General features: G+C 58.9%; 8 protein-coding genes. 6 read left to right on the forward strand and 2 right to left on the reverse strand.

The features are described 5' to 3' along the window. The first annotated feature begins 183 nt into the window (after positions 1–183). From RDA78_RS13250 to RDA78_RS13275, 6 genes are all read left to right on the forward strand, one after another. Positions 184–630, forward strand: a complete 447-nt coding sequence (locus RDA78_RS13250; protein WP_434055772.1) for a MarR family winged helix-turn-helix transcriptional regulator — start codon at positions 184–186, stop codon at positions 628–630. Then, positions 627–3,869, forward strand: coding sequence for a 2Fe-2S iron-sulfur cluster-binding protein (locus RDA78_RS13255; protein ID WP_434055773.1), 3,243 nt, complete (start codon positions 627–629; stop codon positions 3,867–3,869). The genes RDA78_RS13250 and RDA78_RS13255 overlap by 4 nt, the downstream gene beginning before the upstream one ends. Before the next feature lie 148 nt (positions 3,870–4,017). Then, a complete protein-coding gene (locus tag RDA78_RS13260; RefSeq protein WP_434055774.1) occupies positions 4,018–5,241 on the forward strand; it encodes an FAD-dependent oxidoreductase in 1,224 nt (407 codons plus the stop codon). Between the two features lie 623 nt (positions 5,242–5,864). After that, entirely contained in the window at positions 5,865–7,298 is a 1,434-nt protein-coding gene (locus tag RDA78_RS13265; RefSeq protein WP_434055775.1) for a glyceraldehyde-3-phosphate dehydrogenase, read from the forward strand. A 339-nt stretch (positions 7,299–7,637) separates the two neighbouring features. Further along, positions 7,638–9,116: a toll/interleukin-1 receptor domain-containing protein gene (locus RDA78_RS13270; protein ID WP_434055776.1), complete on the forward strand. Its 1,479-nt coding sequence runs from the start codon at positions 7,638–7,640 to the stop codon at positions 9,114–9,116. Next, positions 9,103–10,626 carry an argonaute/piwi family protein gene (locus RDA78_RS13275; RefSeq protein ID WP_434055777.1) on the forward strand — a complete coding sequence of 508 codons (1,524 nt, stop codon included), beginning with the start codon at positions 9,103–9,105 and terminating at the stop codon, positions 10,624–10,626. The genes RDA78_RS13270 and RDA78_RS13275 overlap by 14 nt, the downstream gene beginning before the upstream one ends. Positions 10,627–11,073: 447 nt before the next feature. On the opposite strand, the gene RDA78_RS13280 is transcribed toward RDA78_RS13275, so the two are convergent. After that, positions 11,074–12,264 (reverse strand): IS91 family transposase, encoded by a 1,191-nt coding sequence (locus RDA78_RS13280; protein WP_434053052.1) that lies wholly within the window; start codon positions 12,262–12,264, stop codon positions 11,074–11,076. 4 nt (positions 12,265–12,268) lie between these two features. Further along, the gene (locus RDA78_RS13285; RefSeq protein WP_434053053.1) at positions 12,269–13,174 is read right to left on the reverse strand and encodes a tyrosine-type recombinase/integrase; all 906 of its coding nucleotides are present in this window, start codon (positions 13,172–13,174) and stop codon (positions 12,269–12,271) included. Between the last annotated feature and the right edge of the window lie 74 nt (positions 13,175–13,248).

The following is a 13,248-nucleotide window of genomic DNA, read 5'->3' on the forward strand; positions in this document are numbered from 1 at the left end:
GAAGAGAATGCCTCATGGTCGTACACCCGGTGCGCATCAGAGCGCACATGCCGGGCTTTTTGCCCGGCAGCGGGTTCATCGGCGGGAGCGACGAAGATAATTAACTTGATTAATTATCATTGTTAACTGTATGATTTAAGCTTGTTCAGTTCTGACCGGCTGTCGCTGGCAGGGAGGGCGAGGGTGGAGACATATCGACTGCATGGCCGGATCGGGTTCAAAGTGACGCGGCTCGCGCGGATCATGGAGGCGCGCCTGGAAAAGGGGCTCTCCAGGCACGGCATTACGCGGCTGATGTGGTGTGTGCTGAGCGGGATCGGGCTGGAGGACGTCAAGACGCCATCCACGCTGGCTGAGCATATCGGCATTGCCCGTCCGGCAATCTCCCGTCTCCTGAAGACCATGGAAGAGAAGGGCCTTGTCGCGCGTACCTCGCCCGATGACGACAAGCGCTATACCGAACTTGCGTTGACGGCGCTTGGCCTTGAAAAGCTGAAGACATGCCACGTGCTCGTGCACGATCTCAACAACCATTTTGCCGGCAAAATAGATCAGGGTCTTTATGAGAATTTCCTGGAGACCATCGACGCGCTGACAGAAGGCGAAAAGGTTCAACTGATGCGCCTGTGAGCGCGCAAGGCAAGGGGGCACGTGCCGTGAAGCTGTTTTCCGACAAGTCGCGTCCCGCGCATCTGGGGCCTTTCCCGCTGGAGCGCTTTGCGCGTCGCGCGAGCCTGCCGGACTTTGCCGCCGTTCCGGTCTTCAGGCAAATGACGTTCGAGCATACCAATCCGGAAAACATCATCAATGCGATGAGCGAGTCGCAGGCGATGCTCGACGCGATCCGCGATGGTATCGTCAATCCGGCACGGGCCGACATTCCGGCAGACCCGGAGGAGCGCGCGAACCACCTGAAGGGCTTTGGCTATTTCTCCGACGCTGCCATGATCGGAACCTGCGCGCTTACGTCTGAAGCGATGCTGGCGGACCCGTTCCGGAACCCGGACATAGACCGGCTCGCGGAAAAGCTGCGCACGACCCAGACCAAGACACTGGCCTCGGGGATCGACATGATCATGGCCGATCTGCGTGATGCCATGAACGCGCCGCCCAAGGGCATAGAAGGCCACCGGCATGCGCTGGTGTTCGCCGTTGAGAGCCCGCGCACTGTCCGGCTCGGAGAGCCGGGAGAGGACTGGCTGACAGGAGCGGGTGCTCATCGCTCTGCCCTGCGCGCGATGGAGATCGCCGTCGTCATTGCGCAGTATATCCGTCTGCTCGGGTACGACGCCCGCGCACACGGTCATTCCTCCTCCGATGTCGACCTGAACCGTCTCGCGGCGGCCGCCGGACTTGCGACGGCCGAGGAAGGGGGGCTGACCAATCCTTACATCGGAACCGGATTTTCGCTGGCCACGATTACGACGGAATTCGAGATCTCCCATGACCGGCCCCTTGTGCCGCTTGCCGAACAGCCGCGCTCCGTTACGCACGGCCTTGCCTGGCGTTTCGGCTACCGCACGGCCAAGAGTGCGCAAACCCTCGATCCGTATCAGAACCGACGTTTCGTCGATGGACCGCACCCTTTCGAGAAATTGAAACGGGTCGAGACGCCGACCACCTATTTCGACGAAGAGCGAATTGCCCGCGTTCCCAAACGCACCGACATGTTCGCCCGTTCGCAGTTCGGCGACATGGGCAAAAAGAACCAGCAGGCGGCCACGAACGGCTACTATGCGCGCAAATCCGCCCCGTCGATGGCGCAGCGGCGCGCGCTCGGGGCCTTCGTCCTCTTACAGGACGGTGAGCCGGAACCGGAAATAGCCGCCACGACCTCCGACCCGCAGCGAAATGCGGACAACCTCAAGGCCATGTCCTATTTCCTCGGCATCGATGCTGCCGGCATGTCGCGCTGCCCGGACTGGGCCTGGTATTCCCACGATGCCACCGGCGCACCGCTCGACCCGCCGCATGACCAGGCGATTTCCATGGTGGTTGACCAGGGCTTCGAGACCATGGAAGGGGCTTCCGGCGATGACTGGATCGCCGTCTCGCAGTCGATGCGGGCTTATCTGCGCTTTGCCATTCTGGGCAGCATCGTCGCGAAACAGATCCGCAACCTCGGCTACCGGGCAAAGGCACATACGGTTCTGGATGGTGAGGTGCTGCAGCCACCGCTGCTGCTGCTTTCCGGTCTCGGCGAGGTCAGCCGTATCGGCGAGGTGATCCTCAACCCGTTTCTGGGCCCGCGCCTCAAGTCCGGCGCCGTTACGACGACGATACCGCTTGCCCACGACAAACCGATTTCCTTCGGCCTGCAAGCCTTCTGCGAAGCCTGCAACAAGTGCGCGCGCGAATGTCCGGCCGGGGCCATCACAGCCGGACCGAAGCTGATGTTCAACGGCTACGAGATCTGGAAATCGGACAGCCAGAAATGCACGACCTACCGGATCACCAACGAGGGCGGCGCCATGTGCGGGCGCTGCATGAAGACCTGCCCCTGGAACCTTGAAGGCATCTTCGCCGAGGCGCCCTTCCGCTGGACGGCGATGCATGTGCCGAAGGCCGCGCCACTCCTGGCGAAGCTCGACGACATGGCGGGGCACGGCGAGCGCAACCCGGTCAAGAAATGGTGGTGGGACATTGAGCTTGACGCGGACGGCGCCTACCGGGCGGCGAAACAGCCGGTCAACGAGCGCGGTCTTCAAAAGGATCTCGACCTGAAATACGAGGACCAGACACTGGCCGTTTACCCGGCGAACCTTGCGCCGCATCCCTGGCCGTTTCCGTTCCCGATGGACCGGGAAAAGGGCATCGAGGCCTACCAGGCGCTGATCACGGCGAAGGAATACAAGGCGCGGCTTGAACGGGGCGAGACCGAGGGGCTGGCCCATGAATACACCATCTCGGGCGATGCCCCTGTCATCCGGGTGGAGATCGTCAAGGCCGAGCAGATGAGCGGCGGCATCACCAAGTACGAGTTCGCCGCGCTGGACGATGCACCGTTGCCGGAGTGGCAGGCAGGTGCGCATCTCGACATCGTGGTGGCGCCGGAGTTCCTGCGCCAGTATTCGCTTTCCGGCGACCCAGCCGACTGCAGCCGCTACCAGATCGCGGTTTTGCGAGAAGACGAGGGCCGGGGCGGTTCGAAGCTGCTCCACCGGATTTTCACGCAAGGCCGCAAGATCTTCATCTCCAAACCGATCAACCATTTCCCGCTCGCCACTGGCGCGACAAAAACCTTCCTGATGGGCGGCGGTATCGGCGTCACGCCGATGATCGCGATGGCACATGAGCTTCACAGGCAAGGCGCGGACTTCGAGCTGCATTACTCCTGCAGCCGCAAGGCGGATGCCGGGTTCCTTGACGATCTGGCAGCGTTCGCCTGGCAGGACCGCGTGCAGCTCTACTTCAGCGATCAGGGAACACGCGCCGATCTCGACGTTGTTCTCGGCGGATACAACAAAGGCAGCCACGTCTATGCCTGCGGCCCGGACCGCTACATGACCTCCGTCATGGAGGCGGCGGAACGCGCCGGTTTCACCGAGGACGAACGCCATGTCGAATATTTCAACGTGCCGGAGGTTCCCGACTACGTGAACCACCCCTTCACGCTCAAGCTCGCACGCTCCGGGCGCAACCTGGAGATACCGGCAGAAAAATCCGCCACTGATGTCCTGACCGAAAACGGCATTGCCATTGATATCAAATGCTCCGACGGCATCTGCGGGGTCTGCAAATGCGGACTTGTCTCGGGCGAGGTCGAACACCGGGACTTCGTGCTGTCGAAGAAGCAGCGGAAAGATGCGGTGATCCTGTGCCAGTCACGGGCTGCGGAGGCCGGAGGCGTGGTGGTGGTGGATTTGTGAGACAGGTGAGGCGGAATTTCAGCTTGCAGTGGTCTGGCTTAGTGATCGGTTTCATTCGACCCCACGCTTTACTATCCTGCGTTTGGTTTGACAGGAGTGGGATCATCGACTTCTCAAACCGCGTCTGCTCAAACACAACGAACCGTCAATGAAACGCAGGACATTCCTGAGAACTGCACTCTCTGCCATGGCAGCCGGTTTCATTCCGGTGTCCGGTTCCGCGCAAGGCAAGCGCGGTCCGACAGGGTATCTCAGGACGAACTGGAGCCGCGATCCTTTTTGTCTCGGCTCCTATTCCTTTGTGGCCGCAGGTGCGCAGCGGCGCGATCACGCGGCCCTCGGAAAACCAGTCGGGGATCGGCTCTTCTTTGCGGGTGAGGCAACGCATCCGGATTACAACAGCACGGTTCATGCAGCCTTTGAGTCCGGGTTGATTGCCGCAGAGGCCGTTTATGACAACACGGATGCGGGGGCGGTCGCCGTCGTCGGTGCAGGCATGAGTGGCCTCGCGGCAGCGGCCTGGTTGACGGATGAAGGTTATGACGTCTCCGTCCTGGAGGCGCGCCAGCGTGCCGGGGGACGGATCCTGACGGATCGGAGCCTCGGGTTGCCGCTTGATCTTGGAGCCAGTTGGATCCATGGCATCGATGGCAATCCGCTGTCGGATCTTGCCGTGACAAAGGGCCTCGGCACGCGAGCCACTGACGAAACCTATGTCATTCGCGGCGGTGATGGCCGGGACATGTCCGATGCCGAAACGCCGGCCTGGCTGGAAAATGTCCTGGAGGTGCAGCACAGCCTGGGAGCCGATTCAAAAGAGGTGAACGGTTCGGCTTATCGGGCGGATACCGATTATGGCGGCGAAGAGGTGATCCTGCCCGGCGGCTATGACCAGCTTCTGACCGGGATGCCGGCTGGCCTGGACATCCGGTTCGGACATGTTGTGACACGTGTCGGCATCGACGAAGATGGTGTTCATTTGCGGGACAGCGAAGGCACGGAAGCCTCGTTTGATGCTGTCATTATCACCGTCCCGCTGGGTGTCCTGAAAAAAGGTTCCATCACCTTTTTTCCCCGCCTGCCGCGCTGGAAAACGGATGCCATTGCGAGACTGGGTATGGGCACGCTCGACAAAGTTTACCTGCGTTATGCTGATGCCTTCTGGGATGCGGATGTCACGTGGATTGCAACGCCGGAAAACGGCCTGCCGACAGGTCAGTTCAATCAGTGGCTAAACCTTCATCGCTATACCGGTGAGCCGGTGATCGTGGCCTTCAACGGGGCTGAACCTGCCCGGGACCTGGCCGCACTGCCCGATGCTGAACTCGTGCGACGGGCGCGTCAGGCACTGGAGGGTGCCTACCCCAGGTGATGGACCCACAAATGAGGCCGGAATGGTTTGAAGCGGCTTGCTTCTCATCAAGGCGCGGAAGCGCAGGAAATGTCCCTCATATTCAAGCCTTTCGCAACGCGGAGGAGGCGCAAGCCGGTCAAATCCGAAGGACATGGAAATGGCGTCACCCCGTGGCGTCAGCGTGCTTGACCGGGCGGGGAGCCCGCTCCGCACACCCTTCCTAACGGGATTTCGCCATTTCGCATGCCATTTCAGTCTCATTTATGGGTCCATCACCTAGCTGTCATTCGCACGGATTGCGGTAGCGGTCATTCGCGGCTATCCGCTGCGCGTCAGCTGGAATGACAAGTCCATGGACAGGAAATCGCCTTGCAAGATCGATTGCAGATCAAACCGGTCAGCAGCGCGCTCTGGCCGGGCCGCTGCGTGCCGATTTCCAGACCATGGCACCGCTCCTGAGACCGGGTTTCCTGCCCCTGGAACGCGGCGGGCAACTCTTCCTGCAATTTCAATCGATTAAGCTTCGAACGGCCACTGGACATCGGCTTTGTACAGGCGCTAGACAGCGGGCGCGGGCCGGGGCCCTGACCCCGGAGACCTGCCGAACACTTGCTGGAACTGCGCTGAGGACATCATTCGACATGGCGACGACGGATCATCACTTCGACAACTGGAAAGAACAACAATACGCCGCCGAGCAGATGATCCCGCTGGTCGGTCACCTCTACCGCGACTATGGCATCAACATCCGGATCTTCGGGCGCCGGCTCCTGAACAACTCGGCCATCGAGATCATCAAGGCGCACCGCTATGCGCTGCAGATTACCGGGCAGGAGCTGGAAGTCTCCAAGAGCCTTGAGATCGTCAAGGCCATGCTGGAGATGGACCTTGCCGCGTCCCGCGTCGATCTCGGCAAGCTGTGCCACCGTTTCATGGCGGAGGGTGGCGATGCCTCGACATTCGTCAAAGAACAGCTCGCCAGCATCAACACCGGCCGAACCTCGATCCTGCAGGAGCCTCAGGATGTTGTTCTTTACGGCTTCGGGCGGATCGGCCGACTGCTTGCGCGCATGCTGATCGAGCGTGTCGGTGCGGGCAACAAGATGCGCCTGCGGGCCATCGTCGTGCGCGGAGGCAAGGGCGAAGACCTGAAAAAACGCTCCAGTCTCCTGCGGCGGGACTCCGTTCACGGCGCGTTCAGCGGTTCGATCACCGTTGACGAGGAACGGAACGCCATCATCGCCAACGGCAACACCATCCAGGTGATCTACGCCAATTCGCCCGCCGAGGTCGACTACACCAAATACGGCATTCACAACGCACTGGTGGTCGACAACACCGGCATCTGGCGCGACGAGGACGGGCTTGGCCAGCACCTGAATTGTCCGGGTGCGTCAAAGGTCATCCTGACCGCACCGGGCAAGGGCTCGATCAAGAACGTTGTCTATGGCGTGAACCATGGCGACATCACCGAAGACGACACCATCCTGAGCGCGGCCTCGTGCACCACCAACGCGATCACGCCAGTGCTGAAGGTGATTAATGACGAATTCGGCATCGACAATGGCCATGTCGAAACCATCCATGCCTTCACCAATGACCAGAATCTGATCGACAACTACCACAAGGGCGACCGCCGCGGCCGCGCCGCACCGCTCAACATGGTGCTGACGAGCACGGGCGCGGCCAGCGCCGTCGCAAAATGCCTGCCTGAAATGAAGGGCAAGCTGACCGGCAACGCGGTTCGCGTACCGGTTCCCAATGTCTCCATGGCGATCCTGAATTTGAATCTCGGGCGCGAAACGATAGACGCGGAGATGAACGACTACCTACGCGGCGTCTCCGTCCAGTCCTCCCTTCAAGACCAGATCGACTACACGGCGTCCACGGAACTGGTCTCCTCGGATCTCGTCGGCTCAACCCATGCCGGCGTCGTCGACAGCCAGGCCACCATCGTCGACGGCAACCGTCTCGTTCTCTATGTCTGGTACGACAACGAGGCCGGCTACAGCACCCAGGTGATCCGCCTGATGCAGGAAGTCGCGGGCATGAAATATCCGTCGGTGCCTGAGTGAGGGGGGGGGAAAGCGTGGCTGAGCGGCTGACGGTGCGTGGTGGAGATTACTGATCCGCGCCGTGACCCGCCAGAGTGGCTGGAAAGGGCCGGGAGGGGACTGGCGGGTTTGGGCGCCGAGAGTGAGTTAGCAGCCATTGAGCATGAGCCTATCTCAAGGACGACTTAACCCAGCACCCACCTAAAAATTGCTAAGGGATATCAACCCGAATAAACAGCTCGCCGCCTAATTGTCCACATTTGAAATCTCGAAAAGAAATGCTTCAACTCTCGGTTGTGTTTTCGATTGTTACCTCGTTTAATGTATGAGCGATTCTCATCAGCAAAGAACTCGAAATAGTTGGAAACCCAACAACAAAGAGATGCCGTATTCATTAGTCACGCAACCCCTGGTGACAATGCGTTCTCCGTCTGGCTGGCCTCAAGGCTGGCGCTTGCCGGTTATAATGTCTGGTGTGATCAGGAGAAGCTGCTTGGGGGCGAAGATTTCTGGAAAGACATCGAAAGGGTCATCAGAAACCAAGCTGCAAAGATGATTCTTGTCGTTTCAAAAAATGCCTTTGACGCAGAAGGGCTTTTGAGAGACGGGATTGCTAAAGAAGTTGCCTTGGCAGACATTATGAAAAAGAGTCTTTCAGACCAATATTTTCTGGTCCCGGTTCGAATCGATCAAACCAGCTTCAGCAATTTTCCCATCGATTTTATCCGCCTGAATGGCATCGATTGCCAGCATAACTGGGCGGATGGTCTGCACAGGATCATCAAGGTTCTGGAGCGCGATGATGTGGCCCGAAGCCGCGACCCCCACCCATCCATTTCAGGTTGGCGAGATGTTCATCAGGAACTTTCCAAAACTATCTCAAGCGTCCGCGAGAAGCTCCAGACAAACTGGCTTGCGGTCACAGCAGTTCCCGAAACACTCCGCTTTTATGAAGTTCAGCGCGAGCTAAAGCAAAACGAATTGCGGTCCATTGCATCTGAGTGCGCGTTGCCGTGCTCTGATCATGGCCGGTTGCTCGTATCATTTGTAGATTTGACCGAACTTCAAACCGCACTGGGGCCGTCTGTCCCGATATCATCACGGGGCACCCTGAAAACCGATGACTTTCTTATCGGCGAAACCGGCGACATTCTTGGCATTGCACCCCGGGACGCGAAGAACAAAATCTCTTCATTGTTCAGGCAGGCATGGGATAACACATTGCGGGCAAAAGGCCTGACACCCTACGAAATGGCGAACCAGAAACTTGCTTGGTGGTTTCCTGAGGGCTTGGTCGAAGATGAGCAGCTTCGTTACACGGATTTCAACGGTAAGCCCCGTAAACGTGCCGTTCGCGGAACACGGGGAAAGAAAGATGGCCCAGACGATACCGTTATCCCGAGATATTATTGGCATTTGGGTTTCACGGCCAAACCCTACTCCACCGAGGTACCATATATTGCCATCCAGCCCCGGATAATTATTTCCGAAGACGGGCAAGCACCTCTTGCAAACAAGACACGCCTGAATTCAGTAAGGCGCTCAGTCACCAGCATGTGGTTCAACGAAAGATGGCGCGGACTAATATTGGGCTTCGCGAACTGGCTTGCCGACTCCGAAGATGAAATCAAACTGGCCGTATCTGCCAGCGAAGCCATCAGGCTCAGAAAAGTCCCGATGACTTTCGATGCCGATTTCGGGATTACTGCTGATCCTGTCAATCTGGAAACCGACGATGAAGAGCTTGCCAGCTTTGAAGCCTCTGAAACGCATGAACGTCTTAACGACCCGGCGTTCCGTTCCCTCGATGAAAATGAGGACAACGATGTCGACGGCTGAAAAGAAAATAAAGCTTCTCCCGGAGCCGCTGCTGCAATTTGCCAACAACCAGTGCGAAGAGCACCCCAAGGACGGATTGATGCTGTACGGGCCTGCTGATGCGGCGTCAAAAAAAGGCTCCCTTAGTTTCGGCGTTATCGGCACGAAGACTGGTATTGCGCTATTTGACAGCTGGGTCGAGACAGTCCGGGGATACATTCCACCGTTCCGTGAAAATGTCGCGCACCATTCAGGCTTTCCGGGCTTTGAAGCGGCTTTTGGCCTCGAATGGCCCGACAGTCCGATTGCCTGTGTGGAAGTTAAATCCGTGGATATCGATAAGGCCATTCGGCTTCAAAACCGCCATGAGGCAATCAAGGCCACAACAGACATATTTGCGGACGCGATTTCCAAATATCTGCGGGAAGAAAGCGATGTTACCCCTGACTTCTGGTATGTCGTGATACCGGACGAGGTGTATTTGTGGGGGCGTCCAAAGAAGGCACCGCCGGTTTCAGAGCGCGTGGCGGGCAAAGCCGATATGAGCAAAAAGGATGCGCGACAGTTCCTGAATGCACCCTCATTTTTTGAGGGTGACAACTGGCAGGCCGAGTTGCAGCTCTATGACTTGAATTTTCACAATCAACTTAAAGCAAGACTGCTCAGCAAAGCGGTCATTCAGATTGTGAAGGAAACGACGCTCCGGGAAGCCTCCGACCTTGATATGGATAATGTCAGGAGGAAGACACAGGATCCCGCCACTATCGCGTGGAATTTGTGCACTACATCCTACTATAAGTGCGCGGGTCCGCCTTGGAGGCTGAAGGATATCCGGCCAGGTGTTTGCTACATAGGCATTGTTTTCAAATTGGATCCGTCAGATCCCAACTCCGGAAATGCCTGTTGCGGTGCACAGCTGTTTTTACGTTCCGGGGAGGGGCTGGTTTTCAGGGGTGCGGTTGGCCCGTGGTACTCGAAGGAACTCAAACAGTTTCACCTTTCGCAGGAAAAGGCTGCGGAACTGATGCAGCTTGCTGTCAAAGCCTATGAAGACATTCATGGAGCACCGCCTGATGAAGTGTTCATTCACGGACGAACGCGCTTTGAAAAAAGTGAATGGGACGGCTTTCTGTCAGCGGTCACCAATCAAACCAATGTGGTTGCGATCCGGATCAGGCCGACTGATGAACTAAAGCTTTACCGACTTGCAAAGCAGCCTCCTATTCGCGGTTCCTATCTCGAGATTCATGAACGCATGGCCTATTTGTGGACGAAAGGATATGTTCCGCGCTTTGGCACATATCCGGGATTCGAAGTTCCCAATCCGCTTGCGATTAATCTTGATTGGGGCAATGCGCCGATTGAGCAGGTACTCGCTGACATAATGGCGCTGACCAAGGTGAATTTTAACGGATGCAGTTTTTCAGATGGACTGCCTGTGACTTTGAAATTCGCGAATGCGATTGGCGAAATTTTGACCGCAGCACCCGAACTTGAAGACGCGCCACAACCCTTCAAGTACTATATCTGATTATCCACAGAAGCGATTTAGCTCAAGTCCATGCGCAAGGCGCGATATCTTAGCCTGTGTTGAAAATAGTGATTTCTGCCATCGCAAACATCAAAAGCCGACATTCTGCTTTCGGGCACAGTCTTCAATGCGGTGAACGACCAATATGGCTAAGGTTTTCGGGTGCCGTTAGGCGTACGAAAACCTCTCATGCAGGAACCCGCGGTCCGCGCATTGCAGGCTATGGGGTTTTGTTTTTTTCGGCAGGTCTGGGGCAGTTACGATCAGCAACAATTGGTGGGCAGATCGGGGTGCGCAATGGCCTTTCCGGCGTTAGAGCAGCGCTTGTCGCATTGGCCTGTTGCGGGTTTGCGCGGCTGAGAGCCGTCCTGTTTTCGCAGAGCGCAAGCCGTCTCATCGGCTGATGCCGTTGCAGGGCGGCCGGTTGATCGAACAGGCCATGCCGGGTCATGGCGCAGTCTCCCGGGTTGACGCGGCACAGTGCGGGGGTGCGCGGGGCTGTTGCCAGCGGGCGAAGGTCTCGATGATGATCATGCGTCCACCACAGCAAGGGCATGGTGGCCGAGTATCGGACACCTCTGGCGCGTCGTCTTCGGGTACTGTAGCGACGCTCAGCAATGCGCGTGCACGATCGAGACTGGCCTTGCGAGAGGTGCCGGCAAGGAGGCCGTAATGGCGAATACGGTGGAAGCCGCGCGGCAGGACATGGAGCAGGAAGCGTCGGATGAACTCGTCGGTGGCGAGGGTCATGACCTGCTGCCGGTCGGTGCCGCCACGGCGGTAATCCTTGTAGCGGAAGGTGACCTTGTTCTCGTCGAAGCCGATGAGGCGGCGGTTCGAGATGGCGACCCTGTGGGTGTAGCGCGCCAGATAGGCGAGTACCGCTTCCGGTCCGGCGAAGGGCGGCTTGGCGTAGACGATCCAGCGTTTGCTGCGCACAGGCTTCAGGTGACGCAGAAAGACGCCGCGGTCCGCCAAATGGGCCATAGATCCGAAGAAGGCGAGCCGGCCGGCATCGTGGAGCGCGATCAGCCGGGTCAGGAACAGGCGACGGAACAACTTGCCCAGGGCGCGCACCGGCAGGAGGAATGCGGGGCGTGACGATATCCAGCGCGTTCCGTCGAGGGAGATGCCGCCGCCCGGCACAATCATGTGCACATGGGGATGGTGGGTCATCGCCGATCCCCAAGTGTGGAGCACCGCTGTGATGCCGATGCGGGCGCTGAGGTGCTTCGGGTCGGCGGCGATTGTCAGCATCGTCTCTGAGGCAGCCCGGAACAACAGGTCGTAGACCAACGCCTTGTTCTGGAAGGCGATGGAGGCGATCTCGGCGGGCAACGTGAAGACGACGTGGAAGTAGCCGACCGGCAAGAGGTCGGCCTCCCGCTCGGCGAGCCAAGCGCGCGCGGTGGCACCCTGGCACTTGGGGCAGTGCCGGTTGCGGCAGCTGTTATAGGCGATGCGCCAATGCCCGCAGTCCTCGCAGGCCTCGACATGTCCGCCCAAGGCAGCTGTGCGGCACTGTTCGACCGCCGACATCACCTTGAGCTGGGCAAGGCTCAGGTGTCCTTCATGGGTTGCCCGGTAGGCGGGACCGGCAGCGCGGAAGATGTCAGCGACCTCGATTGAGGTGCGCACTTGTTCACTCGGGCGGCGTCTTGCCTTCCATCAGCGCCATCAGCCGATCGAGAGGCCCCGCAACCGCGTGGATCGTTCGGGTCGAGACCTTGGCGTAAAGGGCGGTTGTCTCAAGCTTGCTGTGTCCAAGCAGAACCTGGATGACCCTGATATCGGTGCCGTCCTCCAGAAGGTGTGTGGCGAAGCTGTGCCGTAATGTATGCGGGCTGACACGTTTGCGGAGGCCGGCGACCTCGGCCGCTTCCTGCACTGCGCGATGCAATTGCCGTGACGAGATCGGATCGGTGCAACTGCGTCCCGGAAACAGCCAGCCATGGGGCAGCATCACGCCGCGCCGCTTTCCTTCGCGCCACCATACACGCAAAAGCTCCAGGAGTTGCGGTGAGAGCATGGCGTTGCGGTCCTTGCGTCCCTTGCCCTGTTCGACGCGGATCAGCATGCGGGTCGAGTCGATATCGTCGACCTTGAGATGCGCGACCTCGGAGACGCGCAGGCCCGCGCCATAGGCAACACCGAGCGCTGCCTTGTATTTGATGCCCGGTGCCGCCTCGAGCAGTTGAGCGGCTTCCTCCACACTCAACACCTCGGGCAGCTTGCGCGGGTTGCGGGTGATCACCAGAGTTCGCGACAGATCCCGTCGGTTCAGCGTTACTGTGAACAGGAAGCGCAGCGCCGAAACCGTGCTGTTGATCGTCGCCGGACCTACGCCGGTCTCATGCTGGTGCAACTGGTAGTGCCGGATGTCCTCCGTGGTCGCGGTGTCGGGAGGACGCCCGAGGAAAGCGGCGAAGTTCCGGACGTGGCGAACGTAATCCTGCTGTGTATGGGAGCCCAGGCCCCGCATCACCATGTCTTGCTGCATGCGCTGGCGTAGCTGTGTGATCGGGGCTTCGGTCTGAAAGGTCGTCATGTTGAGTTCCTCCGGTTGAAAGGAACTCCATGCTCGGACCTTTGCCTCTACCTGCCCAGAGCCTCAGAGAAATC

It is taken from the genome of Roseibium sp., assembly GCF_051016195.1.
Taxonomy (GTDB): Bacteria; Pseudomonadota; Alphaproteobacteria; order Rhizobiales; family Stappiaceae; genus Roseibium.

What these genes read in the sequence shown, in the direction of transcription:
- RDA78_RS13260 (WP_434055774.1), top strand. Translation starts at nt 4,018, where the DNA reads ATGAAACGCAGGACATTCCTGAGAACTGCACTCTCTGCCATGGCAGCC.
- RDA78_RS13265 (WP_434055775.1), top strand. Translation starts at nt 5,865, where the DNA reads ATGGCGACGACGGATCATCACTTCGACAACTGGAAAGAACAACAATAC.
- RDA78_RS13275 (WP_434055777.1), top strand. Translation starts at nt 9,103, where the DNA reads ATGTCGACGGCTGAAAAGAAAATAAAGCTTCTCCCGGAGCCGCTGCTG.
- RDA78_RS13285 (WP_434053053.1), bottom strand. Translation starts at nt 13,174, where the DNA reads ATGACGACCTTTCAGACCGAAGCCCCGATCACACAGCTACGCCAGCGC.